The organism is Moraxella sp. RCAD0137 (assembly GCF_002894025.1).
GTDB classification, from domain to species: domain Bacteria; phylum Pseudomonadota; class Gammaproteobacteria; order Pseudomonadales; family Moraxellaceae; genus Moraxella; species Moraxella porci.
This window is the reverse complement of record NZ_LTCC01000002.1, coordinates 139,141-162,627: the sequence shown is the minus strand read 5'-3', so window position 1 is coordinate 162,627 and position 23,487 is coordinate 139,141. Positions and strand designations below refer to the sequence as shown.

The 23,487-nt window shown below is 47.9% G+C and carries 24 protein-coding genes; 12 read left to right on the top strand and 12 right to left on the bottom strand.

Going from position 1 to position 23,487, the window contains the following annotated elements:
- The first annotated feature begins 55 nt into the window (after window positions 1-55).
- The 6 genes from AZ602_RS03230 (at window position 56) to AZ602_RS03205 (ending at window position 6,615) form a co-directional block, all read left to right on the top strand.
- A complete protein-coding gene (locus AZ602_RS03230; protein WP_103033724.1) occupies window positions 56-1,063 on the top strand; it encodes an HlyD family efflux transporter periplasmic adaptor subunit in 1,008 nt (335 codons plus the stop codon).
- A gap of 244 nt (window positions 1,064-1,307) precedes the next feature.
- Window positions 1,308-2,030: a response regulator transcription factor gene (locus AZ602_RS03225; RefSeq protein WP_078317937.1), complete on the top strand. Its 723-nt coding sequence runs from the start codon at window positions 1,308-1,310 to the stop codon at window positions 2,028-2,030.
- Window positions 2,031-2,122: 92 nt separating this feature from the next.
- Window positions 2,123-3,724 (top strand): ATP-binding protein, encoded by a 1,602-nt coding sequence (locus AZ602_RS03220; RefSeq protein ID WP_103033678.1) that lies wholly within the window; start codon window positions 2,123-2,125, stop codon window positions 3,722-3,724.
- A gap of 162 nt (window positions 3,725-3,886) precedes the next feature.
- Window positions 3,887-4,933, top strand: a complete 1,047-nt coding sequence (metN, locus tag AZ602_RS03215) for a methionine ABC transporter ATP-binding protein MetN (protein ID WP_078317935.1) — start codon at window positions 3,887-3,889, stop codon at window positions 4,931-4,933.
- Window positions 4,923-5,612, top strand: a complete 690-nt coding sequence (locus AZ602_RS03210; RefSeq protein ID WP_103033677.1) for a methionine ABC transporter permease — start codon at window positions 4,923-4,925, stop codon at window positions 5,610-5,612. Before metN ends, AZ602_RS03210 begins: the two co-directional genes overlap by 11 nt.
- Before the next feature lie 154 nt (window positions 5,613-5,766).
- Window positions 5,767-6,615: a MetQ/NlpA family lipoprotein gene (locus AZ602_RS03205; RefSeq protein WP_078317933.1), complete on the top strand. Its 849-nt coding sequence runs from the start codon at window positions 5,767-5,769 to the stop codon at window positions 6,613-6,615.
- Between the two features lie 986 nt (window positions 6,616-7,601).
- Here AZ602_RS03205 and ccmE read toward each other — a convergent pair.
- Genes ccmE through AZ602_RS03175 form a run of 3 tightly spaced genes read right to left on the bottom strand, consistent with a single transcriptional unit; the run spans window position 7,602 to window position 9,164 of the window.
- Entirely contained in the window at window positions 7,602-8,123 is a 522-nt protein-coding gene (gene ccmE, locus AZ602_RS03185; RefSeq protein WP_103033673.1) for a cytochrome c maturation protein CcmE, read from the bottom strand.
- Window positions 8,124-8,154: 31 nt separating this feature from the next.
- Window positions 8,155-8,358 (bottom strand): heme exporter protein CcmD, encoded by a 204-nt coding sequence (gene ccmD, locus AZ602_RS03180; protein WP_103033672.1) that lies wholly within the window; start codon window positions 8,356-8,358, stop codon window positions 8,155-8,157.
- An 8-nt stretch (window positions 8,359-8,366) separates the two neighbouring features.
- A complete protein-coding gene (locus AZ602_RS03175) occupies window positions 8,367-9,164 on the bottom strand; it encodes a heme ABC transporter permease (RefSeq protein ID WP_103033671.1) in 798 nt (265 codons plus the stop codon).
- A gap of 253 nt (window positions 9,165-9,417) precedes the next feature.
- Here AZ602_RS03175 and AZ602_RS03170 point away from each other — a divergent pair, with 253 nt between their 5' ends.
- Together AZ602_RS03170 and AZ602_RS03165 are read left to right on the top strand one after the other, a co-directional pair.
- The gene (locus AZ602_RS03170; protein WP_103033670.1) at window positions 9,418-9,975 is read left to right on the top strand and encodes a hypothetical protein; all 558 of its coding nucleotides are present in this window, start codon (window positions 9,418-9,420) and stop codon (window positions 9,973-9,975) included.
- Window positions 9,972-11,123, top strand: a complete 1,152-nt coding sequence (locus tag AZ602_RS03165; protein ID WP_103033669.1) for a glutathionylspermidine synthase family protein — start codon at window positions 9,972-9,974, stop codon at window positions 11,121-11,123. Before AZ602_RS03170 ends, AZ602_RS03165 begins: the two co-directional genes overlap by 4 nt.
- An 85-nt stretch (window positions 11,124-11,208) precedes the next feature.
- Here the strand turns inward: AZ602_RS03165 and ssb are convergent, their stop codons facing one another.
- The 3 genes from ssb to uvrA form a co-directional block, all read right to left on the bottom strand.
- Window positions 11,209-11,955, bottom strand: coding sequence for a single-stranded DNA-binding protein (gene ssb / locus AZ602_RS10275; protein ID WP_103033668.1), 747 nt, complete (start codon window positions 11,953-11,955; stop codon window positions 11,209-11,211).
- Window positions 11,956-12,087: 132 nt separating this feature from the next.
- Entirely contained in the window at window positions 12,088-12,975 is an 888-nt protein-coding gene (locus AZ602_RS03155; RefSeq protein WP_103033667.1) for an NTF2 fold immunity protein, read from the bottom strand.
- Between the two features lie 5 nt (window positions 12,976-12,980).
- Window positions 12,981-15,869: an excinuclease ABC subunit UvrA gene (uvrA, locus tag AZ602_RS03150; protein ID WP_103033666.1), complete on the bottom strand. Its 2,889-nt coding sequence runs from the start codon at window positions 15,867-15,869 to the stop codon at window positions 12,981-12,983.
- 175 nt (window positions 15,870-16,044) lie between these two features.
- Here uvrA and AZ602_RS03145 point away from each other — a divergent pair, with 175 nt between their 5' ends.
- From AZ602_RS03145 to rsfS, 3 genes are read left to right on the top strand one after another with little or no spacing between them, the layout of a single operon-like run.
- Window positions 16,045-16,395 (top strand): hypothetical protein, encoded by a 351-nt coding sequence (locus AZ602_RS03145; protein WP_158245111.1) that lies wholly within the window; start codon window positions 16,045-16,047, stop codon window positions 16,393-16,395.
- A 1-nt stretch (window position 16,396) separates the two neighbouring features.
- Window positions 16,397-17,032, top strand: a complete 636-nt coding sequence (gene nadD / locus AZ602_RS03140; RefSeq protein ID WP_158245110.1) for a nicotinate (nicotinamide) nucleotide adenylyltransferase — start codon at window positions 16,397-16,399, stop codon at window positions 17,030-17,032.
- 44 nt (window positions 17,033-17,076) lie between these two features.
- The gene (rsfS, locus tag AZ602_RS03135; RefSeq protein ID WP_078317920.1) at window positions 17,077-17,445 is read left to right on the top strand and encodes a ribosome silencing factor; all 369 of its coding nucleotides are present in this window, start codon (window positions 17,077-17,079) and stop codon (window positions 17,443-17,445) included.
- Between the two features lie 104 nt (window positions 17,446-17,549).
- On the opposite strand, the gene AZ602_RS03130 is transcribed toward rsfS, so the two are convergent.
- Window positions 17,550-18,305, bottom strand: a complete 756-nt coding sequence (locus tag AZ602_RS03130; protein WP_103033663.1) for a CoA pyrophosphatase — start codon at window positions 18,303-18,305, stop codon at window positions 17,550-17,552.
- 72 nt (window positions 18,306-18,377) lie between these two features.
- On the opposite strand from AZ602_RS03130, the gene AZ602_RS03125 reads away from it, so the two are divergent.
- Complete coding sequence (locus tag AZ602_RS03125; protein ID WP_103033662.1) at window positions 18,378-18,965, top strand: NUDIX hydrolase; 588 nt, start codon at window positions 18,378-18,380, stop codon at window positions 18,963-18,965.
- Between the two features lie 35 nt (window positions 18,966-19,000).
- Here AZ602_RS03125 and dtd read toward each other — a convergent pair whose 3' ends face one another.
- From dtd to bioA, 5 genes are all read right to left on the bottom strand, one after another.
- Window positions 19,001-19,453, bottom strand: coding sequence for a D-aminoacyl-tRNA deacylase (dtd, locus tag AZ602_RS03120; RefSeq protein WP_103033661.1), 453 nt, complete (start codon window positions 19,451-19,453; stop codon window positions 19,001-19,003).
- 74 nt (window positions 19,454-19,527) lie between these two features.
- Window positions 19,528-20,199, bottom strand: a complete 672-nt coding sequence (gene bioD / locus AZ602_RS03115; RefSeq protein ID WP_103033660.1) for a dethiobiotin synthase — start codon at window positions 20,197-20,199, stop codon at window positions 19,528-19,530.
- A gap of 9 nt (window positions 20,200-20,208) precedes the next feature.
- On the bottom strand, window positions 20,209-20,997 hold the full coding sequence (gene bioC, locus AZ602_RS03110) for a malonyl-ACP O-methyltransferase BioC (RefSeq protein WP_103033659.1): 789 nt from the start codon (window positions 20,995-20,997) through the stop codon (window positions 20,209-20,211).
- Entirely contained in the window at window positions 20,994-22,175 is a 1,182-nt protein-coding gene (locus tag AZ602_RS03105; protein WP_103033658.1) for an 8-amino-7-oxononanoate synthase, read from the bottom strand. The genes bioC and AZ602_RS03105 overlap by 4 nt, the downstream gene beginning before the upstream one ends.
- Window positions 22,168-23,454, bottom strand: coding sequence for an adenosylmethionine--8-amino-7-oxononanoate transaminase (gene bioA / locus AZ602_RS03100; protein WP_103033657.1), 1,287 nt, complete (start codon window positions 23,452-23,454; stop codon window positions 22,168-22,170). Before bioA ends, AZ602_RS03105 begins: the two co-directional genes overlap by 8 nt.
- Window positions 23,455-23,487 lie beyond the last annotated feature (33 nt).

The following is a 23,487-nucleotide window of genomic DNA, read 5'->3' as shown; positions in this document are numbered from 1 at the left end:
TATACGCCAGAGCCAAAGCATGCTAAGATAGCTTATGGATCTACAGGAGCTCATCATGCCAACTGGCGCAGTCACCCACTACCATCAACAAGCGCATCATCCCACTTCACAAGCTCACCCCAAGCCATGGCTGACAGCGATCATCACAACATTGATCGTCTGTATCTGTGGCTGTAGTGACCCTCAAGATGGCAGTGCAAATACACGCATCAGCTTAGATAAACAAAGCGTCATGACGGTAAAAATGTCAAAATATCAGCCAAGTTTTGCTTTTGATGGCACCATCATACCCGCCAAAAGCGCAGTGATGGATCTGATCGATGCCGCCCAAGTCAATGAGGTCTTTGTCCAAGCTGGTGATGAGGTGACTGCAGGCGATGCGCTGCTCAGCTACACGCCTGATATGCTGACCGACAATGCAGCCAATCAATCAGATGAGCTTGTGCTGACGGCAGAATTTGATGGCACCATCACCCAACTGTATGCCGTATCTGGCACGCATTATCCCAAAAAGACACCGCTGGTCGAGATCCAAGATCTTAATGCGCTCAAGTTCATCAGTCGGCTGTCAGCGACCTTGATGGATTATATCAAGGTGGGCGATGCCGTGACTTTTGGCGTCGATGGCGTCACGCACACAGGTCAGATCAGTCAGGTGGTGAGCGCCAGTAATGACAATCGCCTGATCGATGTGCATGTGATGATTCCACTTGAACCCGCCCAAGACCCCAACGATCTTTTGGGTCGCAGTGTCGTCGGTCACATTGATTATGGTCAGATTCAGGTTGGTGTGATGATGCCAAAAATGGCGGTATATGATGCACAGATGAATGCGATTGATCTTGAGCCTTTTGCCAAGCCGCCGCACAAGCCCGAATCGCCCATCGATGGCCAGATTTGGGTCATCAAACAAAACCATCGTCTGGCGCTATCGCCTGTGAAGCTATTGGAATATTATCCAAAAAATCAGCAATTTTTGGTACAAGGCATCACCGAGGACAGCCTAGTCGTCACCCAGCCCTTGCCCAAAGAGGCGCACGATCAGGAAGTTCATCTTAAATGAAGCTTTAATGGCGGGTGTGTCACAGCGCCGCATAAATGTTACAGATTTTTGAGATTGTTTGCTAAAATTTGCTTATCGCACCCTGATTTATGCAATTTAACTACAATTTAATGCTTGATAAGCGCAAGAAAACTTGGCAAGATATGCTTATTAAGTTTTCATATGAAATAGTGATAAACATAAGTTAAGCGCTGATTGTCATTGGCGTACAGTAATTTTGATAATAAGGTAAAAAGGCATTGATATGAATAAACAAATTCTACTCATCGAAGACGATCCAGATTTGGCCGAACTGATCAGCGACTATCTGTCGATGAACTATTATGAAGTGCATCATGCACCAACTGCCCAAGGCGGTTTGGATATTTTGGAGGCCAAAGAGCGCGACATCAGTCTGATCGTACTGGATCTGATGCTGCCTGACATGGATGGCATGCAAGTCTGCCAAAAAGTCCGCGCCTCAAAAAACACCCTCATCAACAAAGTCCCCATCGTCATGCTGACGGCAAAAGGCGACACCACCGATCGCGTGCTGGGTCTTGAGATGGGTGCTGATGACTATATCGCCAAGCCGTTTGAGCCACGAGAGCTATTGGCTCGCATCCGTGCGGTACTGCGTCGCCATGAGACCCCAAATCAAGCTGATACCAACTCTGGTAGCTTGACCTTTGGCCGCCTGACTGTCTATCCAGACAGCCACGAAGTCACCATCGACGAGAAAACGGTGCGCCTAACCACGCATCAATTCCAGCTATTGCACTACTTCGCCACGCATGCAGGCAAAGTATTAAACCGCGAACAACTGTGGCAAGCCATGCCAAATGACGACAGCTCAGAGAACATCGATCGCGCCATCGACGTCCACATCTCGCGTCTGCGCGCCTTGATCGAGGATAATCCGCGTCAACCAAAGCGCATCATCACCGTGCGCGGTGTCGGTTATCAGTTCGCCACTGACCAAGTATAAGCCCAAATTCACCCAAAACCATCGAGCCATGTGTTTGATGGTTTTGGGTGTTTTTTGGTATGCTCTTCAGATTGATTGAGATTTTTTGATTTATGCGCGCGCCTCATCACGGTAAATTCGGTTTTCACTCCATCTCATCACGCTTGTTCATTAGCGTGTTTTTGGCGCTGTTGACATTTACCATTGCGTTCGTCGTGTTGTCACAGTTCGCTCATAACAACTCTGACCACGCCAGAACTCGCGCCATCGCCAGCCAAATCATGACGCAAATTGAGCCATTTTTGGCAGAGGCTCAAGCTTTATCCGCCGAAAACAACCTGCTTGAGGCGCGATTTTCACTGGTGGTGATCAAAAAAAGCTTCGATATTTTTGATGAAAGTCTCAATGCCAAGATCGGCCTGTACGATCCTCAAGGTCGCTTGGTATTACAAACCGAAAACACCAACCTGCCCGATGTCCTAGCGCCAGAGCCGCCTTGGATCAGTCAAATTTTCTCCCCTGCACCGCCACATACCATCGTCGATAGCGCGCTTGGCTACTCGCTTTGGTATGAAAATCGCATTCCAAGCCCCGAGCGCCCATTGATGGCATGGTTTAACCTGTTTTCGGGTACCATTTTATTATTCACCATCATGTCAGCGGTGCTGTGGTGGATTTCGCACAGCATCACTTGGCGGATCAACCAAATGAGCCGTCAGATGAGCCGTCTTGGTGAGGGTGATTTTAGCGTACGAGTCAGTGAGCATGGCAATGATGAGATCGCGGTACTGGCGCATGGCTTTAACCAATCGGCACAAAAAATCGAACAGCTGATCAACGCCAATAGCCTGCTACTGGCGCACGCATCGCATGAGTTTCGCACGCCGATTACTCGTATTCGCCTACAGATCGAGATGATGGATATGCTCGCAGCTCGCCTAGATGATGACACCAAGGCAAAGTTTGACAAGCGCGCAGCGGCCGTGAATCGAGATCTGACCGGACTCAATGAGTTGGTCGAGAGCATCTTATTGGTCTCGCGGCTCGATGCAGGTCATGCCCTGCAAGCCACCGAGCAGGTCGATCTGTATGAGCTGACGCGCCAAGAGTGTCAGCACTATCCTGAAGCGACGCTATTGGCCGAGCCTGTCAGCCTGCTTGCACAGCCCAAGCTATTAACCCATCTGGTGCGCAATCTATTGAACAATGCCATGATCCATGGCGTGCCACCGATTGAAGTGTACCTGTATTACGCCCAAACGCTTGGCGATGCTGCCATCATTCCATCTGCCTTGATTGAGCAGCGACAAGCACTCGATGTCAGCGGTGATATTTTGTGCAGCGACATTCGCGAAGTTCAATCGGCCGAGGCTGGTAGTCGCCTGCCTGCTGAGATTTTAAAGCGCTTTGCTCGTAAAGATAAAGACAAAGACAAAGCCAAATCACAGCCAAACTTTGCTGTACTGGCCTTTATTGACCAAGGTGAAGGCATCCCTGAAGATAAGCGAGAGGATATCTTTAGCCCCTTTGTTCGCCTAAAACAAGAGAAAAAAGGCTCGGGACTTGGCCTGTCCTTGGTCTCACAAATCGTTGAAGCACATCAAGGCAAGATCAGTACCGATACTTGGCAAGGTCATACCCGATTCTTGGTTGTATTGCCACTCAAACCAAAATCGATGACATCCGAGACCGATAAAGCCAAATTGTCGTCATAAACAGCACATCCGCCTTAGCAGATGGCATCAGCTGCCATCCATATCACTGAATCTGATCACAACAAGAAAATCATATTAAGCCCCACATGCCGCGTTTTCATGTTATAATAATCAGTTATTTTATTTTGATTCTTTAGCATGAACACACGGTCTTCTACCGCCATGATTGAGCTGCAAAACTTAAGCAAAGTTTTTCGCATCGAAAAAGATGGCAAAATCCATGATTTTACCGCTGTACAGCCCACAGATTTGACCATTGATCAAGGGGAGATCTACGGCATTATCGGTGCCTCTGGCGCTGGCAAATCCACTTTGATCCGCTGCGTAAACCTCTTAGAGCGCCCAACCACGGGCCGCGTCATCATCGATGGCACGGATCTGACCGCATTGACCGAACCTGCGCTGATCGCTGAACGCCGCAAAATCGGCATGATTTTTCAGCATTTTAACTTGCTGCATTCTCGCACTGCTTTTGATAATGTCGCTTTGCCGCTTGAGCTGTCAGGCATGCCAAAAGCTGCCATCGCCCAAAAGGTCACGGAGCTGTTGGCATTGGTCGGCCTATCTGACAAAAAAGACGCCTATCCTGCCAGTCTCTCAGGCGGTCAAAAGCAGCGCGTCGCCATCGCTCGCGCCTTGGCATCTGATCCAAAAGTGCTGCTATGCGACGAAGCCACCTCAGCGCTCGATCCTGCGACCACGCAGTCGATTCTTAAGCTATTAAAACAAATCAATCAGGCACTTGGCATCACCATCTTGCTCATCACCCATGAGATGGATGTGGTCAAGCGCATCTGTGATAAGGTCGCTGTCATGGATCGCGGTATCCTTATCGAACAAGGCACAGTCAGTGAGATTTTTGCCAATCCACAGACCGAGCTTGCCAAAGAGTTCATCCGCTCAACCTTTCACATCGGTCTGCCAGACAGCTACATGAGCGCCCTACAGTCATCGCCTGCGGCAGGATTGTCGCCTGTGATTCAGTTTGAATTTACTGGTGCGTCGGTCGATCAGCCGCTCTTCTCCCAAGCCTCAAAGGCCTTTGGCGTGGAATTTAACATCCTTACATCGCAGATGGATTATGCTGGTGGTGTGAAGTTTGGCTTTACAATCGCACAGATGACTGGTGACGATGCTGCGATCACTCAAGCGATTGATTTTTTACAGACCCATCGGGTAAATATTGAGATACTTGGCTATGTGGGATGAATTACTCATCGATTTTACAACCGAAATGCACCCAAAGATGTGGAGCATGGTCGCCCAGTCCACTTGGGAGACGCTTTACATGGGGCTGACTGCCACTGCCATCGCTGTACTGGTGGGTCTGCCGCTTGGCTTCTTGGCATTTTTGACCGACAAAGGCCGCATCCTTGAAAATCGCAGTATCTTTGTCATCTTGGATGCTTTGATTAATGTTGGCCGCTCGGTGCCATTTATTATTTTATTGATTGTATTGATGCCAGTGACGCGTTTTTTGGTGGGGACGACGCTTGGTACGACAGCGGCGATTGTGCCACTGAGCGCGGCGGCGATTCCGTTCTTTGGTCGCTTGACCGCCAATGCTTTGCTTGAAGTGCCAACTGGCCTGACCGAAGCTGCCAAATCGATGGGGGCGACGCATTGGCAAGTGGTGAGCAAATACTATCTGCCCGAGAGCCTGCCGATTCTCATCAATGCCGTGACGCTGACCTTGGTGTCGCTCATCGGCTATTCGGCGATGGCAGGCGTCGTTGGTGCAGGCGGCCTGGGCAGCTTGGCCATCAACTACGGTGAGCATCGCAATATGGTGTATGTCAAATGGATCTCCACCATCATCATCGTCGCGATCGTGATGATCTGCCAAAAAGCAGGTGACATGCTGGCTGCCAAAGTCGATCATCGCTGATTGGTTGAGTTTTATAAGATTTATCGAGAAATTTGGTCATCTGATGCCGCTTGATGCTTGCATTGGATGGCTTTTTTTGCTTTAATATGATAATTGTTGCTATTTAGCAATTTTTTATTATCCCATCTGATCTGGTCTATTTTTGGAATTGATTATGACTTTTAATTTGAGCAAATTTTTTGGCGTGTGCGCCATCGCATCAGGCATCGCCTTAGCTGGCTGCAACCAAGACAAAGCAGCACAACAAACTGCCGCCCCTGTTGGTGATGCACCTGCTGCCGAGACCATCAAAGTTGGTGTGATGGCAGGCCCTGAGCAAGCTGTCGCCGAAGTGGCCAGCCAAGTGGCAAAAGATAAGTACAATTTGACCGTTGAATTGGTTGAATTTAACGATTATGCGCTGCCAAATACTGCCGTCTCTAAAGGCGAGCTGGACGCTAACGCCATGCAGCATAAGCCATATCTGGATAAAGACAGCCAAGAAAAAGGTCTGGATAACCTAGCCATCGTTGGCAATACTTTTGTCTATCCATTGGCAGGCTACTCAACCAAAATTAAAAACCTCTCTGAGCTAAAAGACGGTGCCATCATCGCTGTGCCAAACGATCCATCGAACCTAGCTCGTGCGTTGATTTTGCTTGAAAAACAAGGTCTGATCAAACTAAAAGACCACAATAACCTATTCTCAACCACCATCGACATCATCGAAAATCCAAAAAATCTGGTGATCAAAGAAGTGGATACCTCTGTGGCAGCTCGCGCCATGGATGATGTGGATATCGCTGTGGTAAATAACAACTATGCTGGTCAAGTCGGCCTAACTGCCAGCGAAAATGGTGTATTTGTCGAAGACAAAGAATCACCATATGTCAACATCATCGTCGCTCGCACCGACAATAAAGACTCTGCAGCCATCCAGAACTTCGTCAAAGCCTATCAAACTGATGAAGTCGAAGCCGAAGCCAAAAAGCAATTTAAAGACGGCGTGGTCAAAGGTTGGTAATCTAAGCACCCTTAAATCCCTATCATCGCTCGGTGATGGGGATTTTGTTATTTCAATCATAGATATGAGCCAAGTTTCTTTCGCCAAAAAAGTTTTGGTGCTACTACATATTCCATTTTTACCACTCTTCTTGGTCGGTCAGTTTGGTATTGGCTTAAATTCTCATTACCAAGACTGCTTATACATTCTTGAAAATGGGTTTTATGCCAGACCAACCATTAACTTTATCCTGATTAGCATAATATACATCTTATTGAATTTATTATATTTATTTGTACTTTGGACGCATCACCACCGCTTGCCCAAATTACTATTATCACAATCAAAACGGGTATATGCCACAAGCTTTGGTATCCATATCGCCACTTATCTGCTGGGTCTGCTGAGGTTTTTTTATCTTGATTGTGCGGATGTGTGAGGGCTGTGATGGCAACACTTATTTTGGCAAAGAGAATTTTATTATTTTTACATATTGTCTTTATCCCTGTATCACTGATACTACAGTTACCCAAGCAAGGTTTATTTAGCACAATATTATGGATGTTTCAGCTGAATGTGATGATTTTTGTGGGATTAAATCTTGTGTATTTATTGGTTGCCAATCTACAAAATGATGAATTGCCCAGACAGATTTTTAGACAAAGCAAATGGATTTATCTTGGTAGTCTGGGGTTTATGACGCTGTTGTTTGTTTTTAACTTAATTCGATTTATCATAAGTCATTGAACTTTAAACAGAGATATGAAAAACCGCCCAAATGACGAGTGTGCAATAAGCCACAGCACCCAAACCCAACACACTAACAATCGCCATGAGTGCTGCAGCAAACCATCTTTGTGCTTTGACTAGCTCATAGCACAACTTAATGCTAAACCCTGAAAACACCAAAGCAATGAGCGCCATTAGTGCCATCAATATCACCATAATAAACTTCCTTTTAAAATAAAAGCGCATCCATCGATACGCTTTTATCAGTTTTGAGCCATTTACTTTTGCTCAGCTTCTTTGGCATTACGCTCATCGATCTCACTCATCGGTGTCGCAGGGACAAACTGTCCATTATTGACATCTGTGCCACGCGCGGCGTGCTCGGTCTTGAGTGACTTGGCGACTTCAGGCGGCATATAGTTTTCGTCGTGCTTGGCAAGCACTTCACTGGCGATAAAGGTGCCGTTTTGTAGTTCGCCCGTTGCCACGACGCCAGAGTTTTCGGCAAATAAATCAGGCAATACGCCACGATAGCTGACAGGTACGGTTGATTTAAAGTCGGTAATCTCAAACTGCACATTGAGCTGATCAGCTGGATCACGCTTGACACTGCCTGCCACGACCATGCCGCCCGCACGGATACGCTTGGCTTCAGGTGCTTGACCTGCAGCGATGGCTGTCGGGTCAAAATAATAATCGGTCTGATTGCGGATGGCATACAAAATCAAACTCACCGCCACCACCGCACCGAGTAGCACGGCAATGACCCACATCAGCTTTTTTTGTCTGACTGCATTCATGATGTCACCCTTATCGTTAATAATTCATCAATTAAGATTGTTTGCGTTGTTTATTGGTTAGGCGAGATTGCGCTTGCTGTCTGCCAAGTTTATCTAGCGTCTGTTTGCGTTCATTTTTGGCATAAATAATCAAGCCAATGACTGCCAAAAAAGTGATCGCATAGCACAGCCATACATAAAAGCCATGCCCACCCATCGCCAAAAAATCACCAAAAGTCTTAAAATACGGTGTCATCGCTCGCCCTATTTATCCGAATTAACCAATCGAGTTACCCAAGCCTTGTTGGCTTCACGGCTTAAAATCAAAGAATTAGTGCGATAAATCGCCAATGCCGCCACCAAAAAATACATCCCAAGCATCATAATCAGTAGTGGCACCCACATCGACGCGCTCATTTTGGGTGCATTAGTCACCGTAAAAGTTGCCCCTTGGTGCAGTGTATTCCACCATTCCACCGAATATTTGATGATGGGCAGATTCACCGCACCGACGATGGACAAAATCGCCGCTGCCTTACCACGGTTGCTACTATGCTCAAATGCTGCAAACAACGCCATCACCCCTGTGTACAAGAATGCCAAAATCAGCATCGATGTCAGGCGTGCATCCCACACCCAATAAGTCCCCCAAGTCGGCTTTGCCCAAATTGACCCTGTCAAAAGACTCAGCACACAAAAGATAAAGCCAATCGGTGCAATGGCTTGGGCGACGATGTTGGCAGTTTTGATTTTCCATACCAAAAAAATCACCCCAAGCACACTCATCGCAAAATAAATACTCATCGCAAGGCTTGCCGCTGGCACATGGATAAAGATGATGCGATAGCTGTTGCCCTGCAAATAATCAGGCGGTGCAAAACCCAAGCCCCACACCGTGCCAACACCAAGCAAAATCGCTGCAATGGCGGCAAGATATTTTACCCAAGGTGAGAAAATCTGAAAAAATCGCTCGGTGCCGACAGTGGTCAAAAATCCTTGCCAAAGTCGTCCAAAAAAACTGGCTTGGCTCGTGCTATTGGTGGCTTGGCTATTTTTTGGCATTTTTCTACCTAGCTCAAAGGCTTGCTATAAGTTGCAAAAAAGTTTTGAAGGAAAATCACGCGAATCACTTTGCCAAAATCAGTGGCAAATCTCAATTATTATAGCACAATTCGCCCCACTCTATACAAAATTTGGCAAGCTATCTGGACAATTTTCATCAACAATCCGCCTGCCATCCCTTGTAAAATCGGTGATTTAACTGCATAATGATAGGATAATCGTTGTAAATTCATTCACCAAACTGGATACGTTGATGACTCAATTGACAAAACCTTCAAAAGCATCTCGCCAAATCTCACTAGTACTACTTGGTGCAACAGGTCTAGGGCTGACTGCCTGCTCGCCTGCCGAAGCACCGCAAACGACCGCACCTGCACCACAAGAGCAGACCCAGCAGTACACCAGTGCTGAAGCGCAAGCCCTACAGGAGCAAGCAGCTGCCCTACAAGCCCAAGCCGCTGAGCTTGAAGCGCAGGCTCAAGCTGAACAACAAGCCGTTTCACAAGCCGAAAATAGCGAAGCCACCGCTGAAAATGGTAGCGGTGTTGGTACTATGCTGGGTGCTGCCGCTGCTGGTGCTGCTGCAGGTTACTTAGCAAGTAAAGCTGCCAGTGCAGGCAAAGCGCAGACAGCCGCTGCTTCACAAACCGCCCAAACGCCAACCACCACTCAGCAGCCTGTCCAAAACACCCAGCAACAAGCTGCCAACCAAAACCGCCAATCATTGGCACAGGCGACAGCAGATAATAAGACTGGTACGACTCGCCAAGGCTTTGGAGCAACTGGCGGTAGCACGAGTGCGGCATCGTGAGACGCATCAAGGTCGCGCCACGCCCTGATTGGCAAGGTGAGATGGCTCGCATTGGCTTTGATTATCACAGTATCGATGGTAATTATTGGCAAGAAGATGCGTGCTATGTGTTCGATGAACGCCAAATCGATATCATCGAAACTGCCACCGAAGCACTGCACCAGATGTATCTACAAGCCGTCGCCCATGTCGTCAAAACGGGCGACTATGCACGGCTTGGGCTGTCAGACACTGCTGCACGACTGATTGAGCAAAGCTTCAAAAACCGTGAGCCAAGCCTGTACGGTCGCTTTGATTTGTGCTTTGATGGCACAACTGAGCCTAAGCTGTATGAATACAATGCTGATACACCGACATCACTGTTTGAAGCCAGTGTTGCCCAGTGGTATTGGCTACAGGCTCAAGGCGGTGAGCTGAGTGGCGCTGACCAGTTTAATAGCATTCATGAGCGACTGTTGGTAGAGTTTGGGGCGATGAAGCCTGTGATTGGCCAAGATAAGCTGTATTTTACCGCAGTCTCTGCCAGTGTCGAAGACTACACCACCACTCGCTACCTACAAGATGTCGCTATCCAAGCAGGACTTGCCACCGATTATATCGATATCGGTGCGATTGGTCATCGTGCGACCGATGGGCGATTTACGGATCTAAAAGACCATACCATCAGCCATCTATTCAAGCTGTATCCATGGGAGTGGCTACTGTCCGAAGCGTTTGGCAGTCATATCGAGCATAGTGGCACGCAGTTTATCGAGCCTGCCTATAAGCTGTTGATGAGCAACAAAGCACTGCTTGCTGTGCTATGGGAGCTATTTCCAAATCACCCGAACCTACTACCAGCAAGCCTAAACGCATCTGCCATCGCATCTGATGTGGTCAAAAAGCCGTTTTTCTCTCGAGAAGGGGCGAACATCAGCCTGCATCAAGGTGATATGCACATCGCAACCGATGGCATCTATGGGCAAGAAGGTTATGTTTATCAAGCACTTAGACCGCTGCCAAAGTTCACCAATCATCAGGGTCAAGCCGTCTATACGGTAATCGGTAGCTGGGTGATTGGTCATAGCCCTGCAGGGATTGGCGTGCGTGAAGACAGTACGCTGATTACCAAGGACACCAGTCTTTTTGTGCCGCACGCCTTTATGTGATGCACAACCGCCATCATACCCACCCATCCAAAATAAAAGCCCTAACATTAGGGCTTTTGGATAAGATCAGATCTTAAAATCACACTCAAAATGGCATATCATCATCCGTCACGCCGACGGCTGGATTGATGACATTTTTATTCGCGGCAGGTGCTGGCGTATTCGGCTTAGGCGCGCTGACAGCAGGCTGCTGGAATGAGTTATTCTGTGCCATCGGGTTGCCTTGCGCTTGTGGTGCGTAGTCTTGATTGTACTCATCATGATGACTCGGCGCTGGCTGGCTTGGATATGACTGCTGACCGCCCTGCGCATACGGCTGACCGCCAAACTGATTGCCACCCTGATTTGGATTGCCGTAGTGGCGATTTTGTGGTGCCTGGTTTTGTTGACGACCATCGTATCCACCTTGATTACGGGTGTTTTGATAACCGCCTTGGTTGTAGTTACCATTACCACCTTGATTGCCTTGCCAGCCACCGCCACCATTATCATTGCCACCACGAGTGCCGAGCATCTGCATGCTGTCAGCGCGAATCTCGGTGCTATAACGGTCTTGCCCTGTCTGTGGATCCGTCCATTTACGGGTGCGCAGGCTACCTTCGACATAGACCTGCGAGCCTTTGCGCAGATACTGCTGAGCGATCTCAGCCAGTTTATTATTAAACACCACACGGTGCCACTCGGTGTGTTCCTTGCGCTCACCGGTGTTGCGATCAGTCCAGCGCTCACTGGTGGCGATTGAGACATTGGCGATCATGCCGCCATTTTCAAATTGCTTCACTTCTGGGTCGTTACCTAAGTTACCCACAAGAATGACCTTATTTACGCTCATAAGATTTCCTTTTTTGTTGTTAAAAACGATAAAAATCAGCTGAAATATCGCATCAATTTTACTGCTTACTTTACGAAATTTAAAGTAAAATTGCTAGGGGTTTTTGGCAAATTTACAAATTATTTTGTCAAATTAAGGGTCGTAACTTGACCATTTGCTATCAAACTTAATTTGCATTTTATCCAATAGCCATGAATTATTTTCTTGACGAATGAATATAAAACGATGCAGTGTATTTGAATCATTTTCGGTGTAAAGATAAAGCCGATTTTTGCTAATGTATTCACTGTCCACGACTTTATGGTCTTTATAACTGCCACCACCTTGTAAGTGCATTCTTTTGGTATCATGCCAATTTTCGGTAAAAAACTGCCGATAAATCTCTGTACTTTTTTGAATGATTTCATCAGTCAAATCCAGTTCGGCAATCTCTTCCCAAGCATGGATTGCATCAAAAAATGTCGATAGATGGGTAATAATCTGCTTCAAATCACCATCATCAATCTGTTTTTTATTCTTTTTATTTGCTTGACGCTGAATATGGCGAAATTCAGCCAATTGCTCATCAGAAAATTGTCCACCTCGAGCTATCGGCGTAATATGCGAGTGCTGAGCTAGTGTCAACAGTCCCTGCCATGTAATTGGTGTACCCTCTATCAGCATGATATTTAAATTGGGAATTTGTGCAATCAGTGACAAAGCTCCATCGCTCACTTGAGTGTTTTCTAACCATAGCGTTGATAATTTTTTATGCCCTACAAAATAACAAAATCCTTGTCCTGTAATATTAGTATTGCTAATAAATAAATATTGCAAATTGGGGAATTTTGCCAAACTTTCTAAGGATTTGTCAGTGATTTTCGTACCAATTAAATTCACATTTACAATCTGCTTAGCAGTGATATTTTGACAAAGGTAAGAAATATCATCATCAGCAATGGGTAGATTTTCTAAGTTAATATTATAAACATTAACCAGTCCATCTTTCTTGGCTTGCTCAAAATCAAATTTGAATGACATTACTTTTAATCCATTAAAACTGCTTTCAAAAACCGCCCCGTATGCGATTTATCATCCATCGCCACCGTCTCTGGCGTACCTGTGGCAACGATTTCACCGCCACCGCTACCGCCTTCGTAGCCCAAATCCACAATCCAATCAGCGGTCTTGATGACATCCAAATTATGCTCAATTACCACCACCGTATTGCCCCGATCACGTAAGGTATGCAAGATGTGCAATAGCTTGGCAATGTCATGAAAATGCAGGCCTGTGGTCGGCTCATCTAAGATGTACAAGGTCTTGCCAGTATCTCGCTTGGCAAGCTCTTTGGCAAGCTTGACACGCTGCGCCTCACCCCCTGATAGCGTCGTCGCCGACTGACCCAGACGGATATAGTCCAGCCCCACTTCGTGTAGCGCCTCAAGTCTGCGATGAATCACTGGAATCGCCTCAAAGAACACCATCGCCTCTTCAACCGTCATATCGAGCACATCACTGATGGATTTGCCCTTATATTTGACTTCCAGCGTCTCTCGGTTGTACCGCTTGCCATGACAGGCATCGCACGGCACATACATATCTGGCAAAAAGTGCATCTCAACCTTGATCAAGCCATCACCTTGGCATGACTCACAGCGACCGCCCTTGACATTGAAGCTAAATCGCCCTGCCTTGTAGCCACGAGCTCGCGCCTCGGGTGTCTGAGTGAATAAATCACGAATCAAGGTAAACACACCTGTATAAGTCGCAGGGTTACTGCGTGGCGTGCGACCAATCGGACTTTGGTCAATATCCACCATCTTATCCAGATGCTCAAGCCCTGTGATGCTGTCGTATTTTTCGGGGACAAGTGTCGTGGCGTTATTGAGTGCAGTGGCTGCCAGTGGCATCAAGGTGCGGTTAATCAAGGTGGATTTGCCTGAGCCTGACACACCCGTGATACAAGTCATCACACCGATTGGGATGGATAGATTGACATTTTTTAGGTTATTACCACTTGCGCCATCAAGCCTAATGTACAGCGGCTCTTCAATGCTGGACTTATTTTTGCCCTTACCTGTTTCGACGGTGATGGTCGCAGGCGTATGACGCACGCTTGGCACTTCGATGCGACGCTTACCCGATAGATACTCACCAGTCAAAGAGCCTTTGGTGGCGGCGATTTGCTTAGCCGTGCCTTGAGCGACCACTCGCCCACCGTGCACGCCTGCACCGACACCGATGTCGATGATGTGATCGGCTTGACGGATGGCATCTTCATCATGCTCGACGACCACGACGGTATTGCCCAAATCTCGCAAATGAGTCAAGGTCGAAAGCAAGCGGTCATTATCCCTTTGGTGCAGACCAATCGACGGTTCATCAAGCACATACATCACACCCATCAAGCCAGCACCAATCTGACTGGCTAGGCGAATACGCTGTGCTTCACCACCTGAGAGTGTCTCGGCACTGCGAGCCAAAGTAAGATATTCAAGCCCAACTTTAGTCAAAAAGCCCAAGCGTTCACGGATTTCTTTGAAAATCTTATCCGCCACCTCGCCTTTGGCGCCATCGATATGCAGATTCTCATAATACTGCCACGCCTCACCGATCGGCAGATGAATAATCTCGCCGATGCCTTTGCCATCGACCTGTACATGACGCGCGATGTCATTGAGACGCACGCCATCGCAGACATTACACGCCGTGTCAGATAGGTATTGGGCAAGCTCATCACGCACAAGGTTACTCGTCGTCGATGCATAGCGACGCTCAAGATATGGCAAAATACCTTCAAATGGCACGGTTTTTTTGCTTTTTCGACCGGTCTCAAATACAAAATCAAACTCGATTTTTTCTTTGCCAGAACCATGCAGGATAATGTCCTGATGCTTTTTGGGTAAGGTTTGCCATGGTGCATCCATATCAATATCAAAATGACGACACACCGTACTCAAGATGCCAAAATAATACGCATGGCGTTTATCCCAACCATGAATCGCCCCTTGGTTGAGCGACTTTTCAGGATGGGTAACGATGCGTTCGGCAGCGAAATACTGGCGTTTGCCCAAGCCATCACAAGCAGGACACGCCCCAGCAGGGTTATTAAAACTAAACAGGCGTGGCTCAAGCTCGCTCACCGCACGATCGCAGACTGGACAAGAATGCTTGGCGGATAAAATCTGCTCATCATCACCATTTGGGTTGCCATCCATGTGGTGCAAGATAGCAATGTCATTACCAAGCTTGAGTGCTGTCTCAAGGCTCTCTGCTACACGATTACCCAAATCATCACGCACCTTAAAGCGATCGACCACCACCTCAATGCTGTGTTTTTTGTTTTTTTCTAGACTTGGCAATTCATCGGTATCATAAATCACGCCATCAATACGCACCTTGGTAAAGCCCTGCGATGGCAGCTGCTCAAGTAGTGCCGTATGCTCGCCTTTGCGTTCACGCACCACAGGCGCAAGAATCATAAGCTTAGTATCAGCAGGCAAGCCGAGCACGCCATCAACCATCTCACTGACCGTCTGTGCTACCATCGGCTCGCCATGCTCAGGACAATGCGGTACGCCCACACGAGCAAATAGCAAGCGCAGATAATCATACACTTCAGTAATCGTGCCGACGGTGGAGCGTGGGTTGTGGTTGGTGGATTTTTGTTCGATGGCGATGGCAGGGGATAGACCTTCGATGCTATCGACATCAGGCTTTTCCATTTGGCTCAAAAATTGGCGCGCATAAGCGGACAAGCTCTCGACATAGCGACGCTGACCTTCGGCATACAGCGTATCAAAGGCAAGCGATGATTTGCCCGAGCCTGACAAGCCTGTGATGACGACAAATTTATCACGAGGGATATCGACATCGATGTTTTTGAGATTGTGCGTGCGCGCACCACGGATACTGATTTTGTCGTGTGCCATAGACTTGCCTTTTTTGATATTTTAAATAGATATTATAAGGCATAATGGGGCAAAGTTGATGGATTTTAAAGTGGTAAATTGTAAGGCGTACAACAATTTTTATACCATCGAATCAAGCCATGATGATAGACTTACTGTAAAATATTGGCTATATTTTTGTAGTGAGAGCATTACCGTGTTTTTTATAACTCTTAACCCCAAAGATTTTTCGGTCGCTTATGCCAAACAAATCGCCGAACGCATTCTTGCTCGTGACCAAAAAAATCCCATACTGACCGATGAGCAGCGTCAGACACTGAACGCCATTACTCGTCCGATGCTTGGTAATCACGAAGATGAAATCAAGCGCCTATGCCAAGAAGTGGTAGATACGCTTGTCGTCACCGATCCAAAAGGCAAGACGCTAAAGTTTTATCGAGATGATGCACAAGGCTTGTTGTATTTTGGTGATGAAGACGGTTGGCGTGCTGGACAAGCACTGCATAAGCACCCCAATCTTGACCCCAGCCATCTCAATCAAGACTGACATGACCTATCGCATCTATCTTGGCGGCTCGTTTGACCCTGTTCACCACGCACATCTACAGATGGCGATGACAGCCTTCGAACAGTTATCCGCTCTGCGCCTGCCTGTGACAGTGACGCTACTGCCCACCGCTGGCAATCCCTTTAAAGGAGTGCCGACACCCACAGCACATCGCCTTGCCATGCTAACGCTTACCACCGCTCATCTGCCGATTGGTATCGATGAGCGAGAGATTCACGAGCCGCCACCGGTTTATACCATCGATACCGTGCGGCAGTTGCGTGGCGAGTTTGCCGATGATGTGCTGATTTATCTGATTGGACAGGACAGCCTAAGCAGTCTGCCAAGATGGAAAAGTGGTGAGCAACTGCCTGATTTGGTGAAATTTTGGGCATTTAATCGTGTGGGCGAAACCGAATCTATCGATCCATCGATATCGGCGCGCCTGACGGATGATTTGACTCAGTTTTTGTCAGATGATGGCTTGATTTATCAAGATCCTAGCCCGATCGCGGCAATGTCATCGAGCCACATCAGACAGCTAATCGCTGATGGCAAGGCAGATACACTGACAGACTATCTGCACCCTGCGGTCATTGACTATATTGATACACATCAGCTATACCAAGACGGCTAATTTGTGTTATAATATTGAGTTTTCTGATTAATTTTTTTGAATTTATGACTACTTTAACTTTAGAGCAAACCTTGGCACTTGTCATTGAGACACTCGATGACCTAAAAGCCAAAAACATCACCACGCTTGAGATTGAGCATCTGACCGAAGTCGCCGAACGCATCATCATCTGCGAAGCCACTTCCAAGCGTCATGTCAAAGCACTCGCTGATAAGCTTGGTGCCGCCACCAAAGAAGCAGGACTTATGCCACTAGGTCGTGAAGGCGACAAAGATAGCGACTGGACACTGGTCGATCTAGGCTCTGTGGTCGTCCATGTGATGACGCCACAGGCACGCGAGTTTTATGATTTAGAAGGTCTGTGGTCATCACCTGAAGCACTGCGCGCATTGGCGGTTGCACCAAAAGACTAGGCCTGTCACACAAAATAACCGTTCATACCAAGCCGAACACGGCAAAAGTATGAACGGTTTTTTCTTGCTGAATGAATCAGCCAATAGCCGTCTGGCGCTTTGAATTATGCTCGAAGCTGATAGTACCACGGATACTGCTTACCAAAGCCAATCTCAGCCAAATTTGCCAAAATTCGAGCTGTCAGCCCCCAGACCACCTGCTCGCCTGCCCCGTCATCGCCAAGCCATGCCGGTGTATGCAAGGTAAATCGCCGCACGCCAAGCATTCTAGGCATCGCATACGCCACAGGCGGTGTGAGTATCCGCTCAAAATCCAGCCAAAATATCGCATCAATTTCATCCTGATTGGCAATCAGCCCTTCGATCGCCGACTGCTCGATACTTGCCACCACAGGACGCACAAACAGCCCACTGCGAGACATCTGCATCGGCAGATAACCAATCGGCGATATATGATGCTGACACAGCCCCACTTCTTCAAAGGCTTCACGGCACGCCACCGATAGGCTTGATACATCCGTATCATCTCGCTTGCCACCGACGAATGACACTTCGCCAGCATGGCTATTCAGATTCACCGCACGGCGTGTCAGAAGCAGTCGTGGCACAGGCTCATCACTGATGGCGACGAGCACACACGCATCAGGCAAAGGCGAAGTCTGTTCAGCCAATATTGATTTGGCGACAACATCGGCTGACAGCAGCTGATTATCCCCTTTGGATAAGGGCAACACGTCCAAGCCGCCATCTTGCCAATAGCGATCAAGCTTAGCAGTCAGCATGGCAAATTGCCCTTGGGTGGTTGGGATATATTCACGATCGATGAATGTGACATCGGTCTGCTGGGTCAAATTTGGCATAACAGCATTTGTAATTGCGATGGATTTGTTTTAAACTAAATTATCACTCATCAAATGTCAAGGCTTAAGCTCATGCCCTACTGCCTACACTGCGGCACCCAAGCCCAAGAAATCATCCCACCAGGTGACAGCAAAGTCCGTATCGTCTGCCCTGCTTGCCACTATATCCATTACGACAATCCCAAGATGATCTGCGGGGCGCTTGTGCGTCATCATGATCAGGTGCTTTTGTGCCGCCGAGCGATTGAGCCACAGTATGGCAAATGGACACTGCCGGCAGGCTTTATGGAAATCGGCGAGACCATGCTCGAAGGCGCGCTGCGTGAGACCATCGAAGAAGCTGCCGCCATCGCCACCGACGCCAAGCTGTATTGCTTATTTGATCTGCCGTTTTTGGGTCAGATTCATGCGATGTATCTGTCCAATCTCACTGCTGATGGTCGCTTTGGTGTGGGTGTGGAGAGTCTTGAGTGTGCGTTATCTGATGAAGCGGATTTGCCGTGGGATGAGCTTGCGTTTCGCACCATTCGCTTGACGCTTGAGCATTATTTGGCGGACAAGCAGGCGATTATTGATAAAGGGCTTGACCCTAATGACTTTGCCAATTATCCACTGCACCAAATCACCTTGGATGAGATTGTGGTGGATGAATTGACTTAATCGACTTGATAGCATCCACCACATGATTTACCAAATCACACTTCCAATATAAAATTAATCGGCCCATCATTTTGGGCGATCACTTGCATATTGGCGCCAAATTGCCCTGTGGCGACGGTGTGATGCTGAGATTTGGCATAGTCGATCAGCCGTGCAAATAGCTCATTTGCCTGAGCGGGCGGCATCGCAGGGCCGAAATCTGGTCGGCGACCCTTGTCCGTCTTTGCCATCAAAGTAAATTGCGATACCAGCAGTAAGCCGCCACCGACATCGACGACGCTTTTATCCAGCTTACCAAGCTTATCAGCATCAGTGGTATTCTCAAAAATACGATAGCTTAACACCTTATCCACCAATCGGCACGCCTTATCATAATCATCGTCATGACCGATGCCGATATAGGCCAGCACGCCTGCATCAATCTGCCCAATGGTTTGTCCATCGACATCGACTTGGGCATGGGTGACTCGTTGAATCAGTGCTTTCATGAGTTTTTCCTAAGTATTTGAAAATTAACAGTAAAATTACCGATACTGCTGTTTTGACTTGCCAAAAATAAACTTTAGCCAGTCACCACAGGAATCTCCCACCACCTCGCCTCTGGATGGTACTTGGCAAGATATGCCTGTAGATAGCGTTTGGTGTCATTGGCGATGGTTTCATCTTGGCTATCATCAGCAAGATTGTAGGCGACAGCATGAACACTGATGCCATTATTTTTTAGTATTTCTAAAGTAAGTAGCGTATGATTAATACTGCCCAATCTGCCTGAAGTCACGACAATCACCGGATAATCGTGCTGGGCAATATGATCAATCATCAGCACATCTCGCCCATCTTGATCAATCAGTGGCACCATCACACCCCCTGCCCCTTCGACCAATACGACCGAATAACGGCGCGCCAGTGCATCGGTACACGCAGTGATGTACCCAAGATCGATCGGCCGATCATCCAGCCGACTTGCCAAATGCGGTGATGCAGGATAGCTTAACAATACTGGCATTGTCAATCTGACACCATCGGCATCAGGCAGATCTTCAGGGAGCATTGGCACGCCCATCAGTTGGCGGTGCATGATGATGTCATCACTGATATCGCAGTTGCCGGTCTGCACCAGTTTTTGGGTGATGACCTTGATGCCATCATCCATCAGCCGTCTTGCGATGATGCCTGTTGCGATGGTCTTGCCGATATCGGTATCAATACCAGTGATAAAATAGATGCCTTGCATGGGTCTTCCTTAGGGTTTTTTGGCAAGTATGATAAGCGGATGATAAGTCAATGGTACACCATGATCTGTGGCAAGTGATTGATATGCTTGACAAAATTCATCCAGTCTTGTGCGTGTCCAGCGATACTCACGATCTGATCCAGTGACACCTGTCGCCTTTAGGTGGCGAAGTGATGCCATCGGATTATCAAAATACAGCACTTCATGCCATGCGTGTAGTTGGCAAATCTGCCAGCCCTGTGCTGTGATGCACTCACGAAGTGCTTGAACTGTATAATACTCAAGCCCTCGCCCTGTCAGCTGTCTGATTTCACGCAGGTTGTCCACGCCAAAACTGCTAAACGCCAAAACCGCACCCGACCGACACACCTGATACAGTCTTGCCATCAGTTGATCCAGTGGATAAATCCATTGTAAGCTGGCGCCCGATAGCACCAAATCCAATCCATCGGGCAGCTTGACCGTACTGATATCACCAATCAGATAGTGATAGTCAGCAGCGTCCAGATGCTTTGGATTGTGCATGATATCATCATATAAATCATTTAAAATCAATAGCTTGGCCGTGCATCTTTTGGCAAAGCGATCGCTTAATAAACCACTACCGCAGCCAATTTCGAGCACTTGATCAAAATGATGACCGCCCATGTTCACAAGCTCATCCACCAAGCGTTCTGCCATCATCGCCTGCACAACTGCCTGTTGCTGATAGCCATCATAAGCCCGTGCAAAGCGTTTGGCGATGTGCGATGTCTGCACAGTTTGCATCGTCACCGAATGGCATTTTTCTGCTGTCATGTCAGCTGTCCGATGGCATGGCAAAACTGCGTAAACTCATCATCACTGATGGTGCTATTTAGGCAGACTCTGAGCCGTGATTGGTTCTGCGGTACAGTTGGTGGTCGTACACCTAGGACAAAAAAGCCCTGCTTGGTCAGCTCATCGGTAGCACGCATCGTGCGTGCGTTGTCCTTTAGGATGATGGGCACGATCTGACTGTCTGATGGACACTCTAGACCCAAGCTTTTGATGTGCATAATCAGATGTTCATGCCGTATTTGAAGCTTGCTTCGTTCAGCGGTCATGCTGATGATTTTATCAAGGACAAATGCCGTCCAAGCGACATTCATCGGTGGTAAAGCCGTACTAAAAATCAAGGGGCGCATGGTATTAATCAGATAATCCTTGATCATCTGATGACAAATCACATAGCCACCTACCGATGCCATCGCCTTGCCAAACGCCCCAACAATCAAATCAATCTCATCAATACAGCCAAAGGCTTCAGCGCAGCCAAGCCCTTGTTTACCACGCACTCCGATGGCGTGTGCTTCATCGATATACAGTATCAGCTTGGGATATGTCGCCTTCAGACGCACCAAGGCAGGCAAATCGGTCACATCCCCATCCATGCTAAAAATTGACTCAGTAACGATCACGATGCGGTCGATGCTCATATCATCATGATATTTTTGGATAAGTGTCTCAAGATGCGTCAGATTTTGGTGCTGATAGCGTACGCCTTTTGTACCATTAGCAGCCGCCAAACGCATCCCATCAATGATGCTGGCGTGTACCAATTTATCCGCCAAAATCAGTGTCCGCCCATCACAAATCGCTGGCAAAATCCCAACATTGGCATGATAGCCACTATTAAACAGCAAGCAAGCACGCCCCAAAAACAGCTCGCCCATGCGCTCTTCAAGCGTCTCATACACTGCAAAATTACCCGTCAGCAGTCGTGATGATGACGAACCAAATGGCAGATAATCCTGATAAGTTGCCAAAAATTGTGCCTGTAGATGCTCATCACTTGCCACGCCCAAGTAGTCATTACTCGCCAGATTGACAAGCTTTTGACCATCCAGATGGATAGATGCACCTTGATGATGTAGCTTACGAAAACTACGATAATTATCTGTCTGCTTGAGCTGATCTAGATGCTCGGCAAACTGTGCCAACATTCGCTCAGACATCTGCCATCTCTCCAATCATCCATACCATCTGGGTCAGTAGCGTAGCCAGCTCACCCTCACTGATGGCAAACGGCGGCATCAAATACACCAGCCGTCCAAATGGCCGAATCCAAATCCCCCGAGCGACGCACTGCGCCTGTATCCACCGCATATCCACAGCACGATCAAGCTCCACCACCGCGATCGCCCCAAGCACTCGCACATCTGCCACGATGGGTAGTTGTTTTAGTGGCTCAAGCGCATCTTGGCACTGCTGCGCGATGCTTGCAACCTTGGCTTGCCAGTCTTGGGATAATAATAACTGCGTGCTTGCCAACGCCACACGGCACGCCAAGGGGTTTGCCATAAAAGTCGGGCCATGCATGAATACGCCTGCCTCGCCATCACTGATGGTATGCGCCACTTGGCGTGTGGTCAAGGTCGCCGACAGCGTCATATAGCCGCCGGTCAATGCCTTACCTAAACATAGGATATCGGGTGTGACATCGGCGTGCTCACAGGCGAATAATTTGCCGGTGCGCCCAAAGCCTGTGGCAATCTCATCAAAAATCAACAATACCCCGTACTGATCACACAGTGTACGCAGGGCTTTGAGATAATTGGGATGATAAAATCGCATACCGCCAGCACCTTGGACGACAGGCTCAATGATAAATGCCGCCAAAGTATCGCCATACTGCTCAAATGCCTGATACACAGGCAGCATCTCATCCGCCGACCATGGCTCATCAGGACGGATGCTCGGTGCTGGTACAAAGATACGCTTGGGCAGACTCTCACCAAACAGGCCATGCATCCCTGTCACTGGATCGCAGACGCTCATGGCATTCCAAGTATCGCCATGATAGCCTGAACGCGTGGTGATGATATTAGATTTGTCAGGTTTGCCTAGAGCGTGCTGATACTGCACTGCCATCTTGAGCGCCACCTCGACTGCCACTGAACCTGAGTCCGCAAAAAAGATGTGCTCCAGCGGCTCGGGTGTGATATCAATCAATAACCGAGCCAATTCGATGGCAGGCTCATGGGTCAGACCACCGAACATGATGTGCGACATCTTGGTCAGCTGATCTTGAATTGCTTGATTGAGCACAGGATGATTGTAGCCGTGAATGGCGCACCACCAAGACGACATCCCATCAATCAGCACCGTACCATCTGTCAGATGAATCAAACAGCCATCCGCCCGTGCTACCTTTAGTGCAGGAATCGGCTGAGTCATCGATGTATAAGGATGCCAAATGTGAGCGGTATCAAAATCATCTGTCGGCAAGGTCATGGCAGTCGTCTAATTGGTTAAGAAATCCAAATT

What these genes read in the sequence shown, in the direction of transcription:
- AZ602_RS03230 (WP_103033724.1), top strand. Translation starts at nt 56, where the DNA reads ATGCCAACTGGCGCAGTCACCCACTACCATCAACAAGCGCATCATCCC.
- AZ602_RS03225 (WP_078317937.1), top strand. Translation starts at nt 1,308, where the DNA reads ATGAATAAACAAATTCTACTCATCGAAGACGATCCAGATTTGGCCGAA.
- AZ602_RS03220 (WP_103033678.1), top strand. Translation starts at nt 2,123, where the DNA reads ATGCGCGCGCCTCATCACGGTAAATTCGGTTTTCACTCCATCTCATCA.
- metN (WP_078317935.1), top strand. Translation starts at nt 3,887, where the DNA reads ATGATTGAGCTGCAAAACTTAAGCAAAGTTTTTCGCATCGAAAAAGAT.
- AZ602_RS03210 (WP_103033677.1), top strand. Translation starts at nt 4,923, where the DNA reads ATGTGGGATGAATTACTCATCGATTTTACAACCGAAATGCACCCAAAG.
- AZ602_RS03205 (WP_078317933.1), top strand. Translation starts at nt 5,767, where the DNA reads ATGACTTTTAATTTGAGCAAATTTTTTGGCGTGTGCGCCATCGCATCA.
- ccmE (WP_103033673.1), bottom strand. Translation starts at nt 8,123, where the DNA reads ATGAATGCAGTCAGACAAAAAAAGCTGATGTGGGTCATTGCCGTGCTA.
- ccmD (WP_103033672.1), bottom strand. Translation starts at nt 8,358, where the DNA reads ATGACACCGTATTTTAAGACTTTTGGTGATTTTTTGGCGATGGGTGGG.
- AZ602_RS03175 (WP_103033671.1), bottom strand. Translation starts at nt 9,164, where the DNA reads ATGCCAAAAAATAGCCAAGCCACCAATAGCACGAGCCAAGCCAGTTTT.
- AZ602_RS03170 (WP_103033670.1), top strand. Translation starts at nt 9,418, where the DNA reads ATGACTCAATTGACAAAACCTTCAAAAGCATCTCGCCAAATCTCACTA.
- ssb (WP_103033668.1), bottom strand. Translation starts at nt 11,955, where the DNA reads ATGAGCGTAAATAAGGTCATTCTTGTGGGTAACTTAGGTAACGACCCA.
- AZ602_RS03155 (WP_103033667.1), bottom strand. Translation starts at nt 12,975, where the DNA reads ATGTCATTCAAATTTGATTTTGAGCAAGCCAAGAAAGATGGACTGGTT.
- uvrA (WP_103033666.1), bottom strand. Translation starts at nt 15,869, where the DNA reads ATGGCACACGACAAAATCAGTATCCGTGGTGCGCGCACGCACAATCTC.
- nadD (WP_158245110.1), top strand. Translation starts at nt 16,397, where the DNA reads ATGACCTATCGCATCTATCTTGGCGGCTCGTTTGACCCTGTTCACCAC.
- rsfS (WP_078317920.1), top strand. Translation starts at nt 17,077, where the DNA reads ATGACTACTTTAACTTTAGAGCAAACCTTGGCACTTGTCATTGAGACA.
- AZ602_RS03130 (WP_103033663.1), bottom strand. Translation starts at nt 18,305, where the DNA reads ATGCCAAATTTGACCCAGCAGACCGATGTCACATTCATCGATCGTGAA.
- AZ602_RS03125 (WP_103033662.1), top strand. Translation starts at nt 18,378, where the DNA reads ATGCCCTACTGCCTACACTGCGGCACCCAAGCCCAAGAAATCATCCCA.
- dtd (WP_103033661.1), bottom strand. Translation starts at nt 19,453, where the DNA reads ATGAAAGCACTGATTCAACGAGTCACCCATGCCCAAGTCGATGTCGAT.
- bioD (WP_103033660.1), bottom strand. Translation starts at nt 20,199, where the DNA reads ATGCAAGGCATCTATTTTATCACTGGTATTGATACCGATATCGGCAAG.
- bioC (WP_103033659.1), bottom strand. Translation starts at nt 20,997, where the DNA reads ATGACAGCAGAAAAATGCCATTCGGTGACGATGCAAACTGTGCAGACA.
- AZ602_RS03105 (WP_103033658.1), bottom strand. Translation starts at nt 22,175, where the DNA reads ATGTCTGAGCGAATGTTGGCACAGTTTGCCGAGCATCTAGATCAGCTC.
- bioA (WP_103033657.1), bottom strand. Translation starts at nt 23,454, where the DNA reads ATGACCTTGCCGACAGATGATTTTGATACCGCTCACATTTGGCATCCT.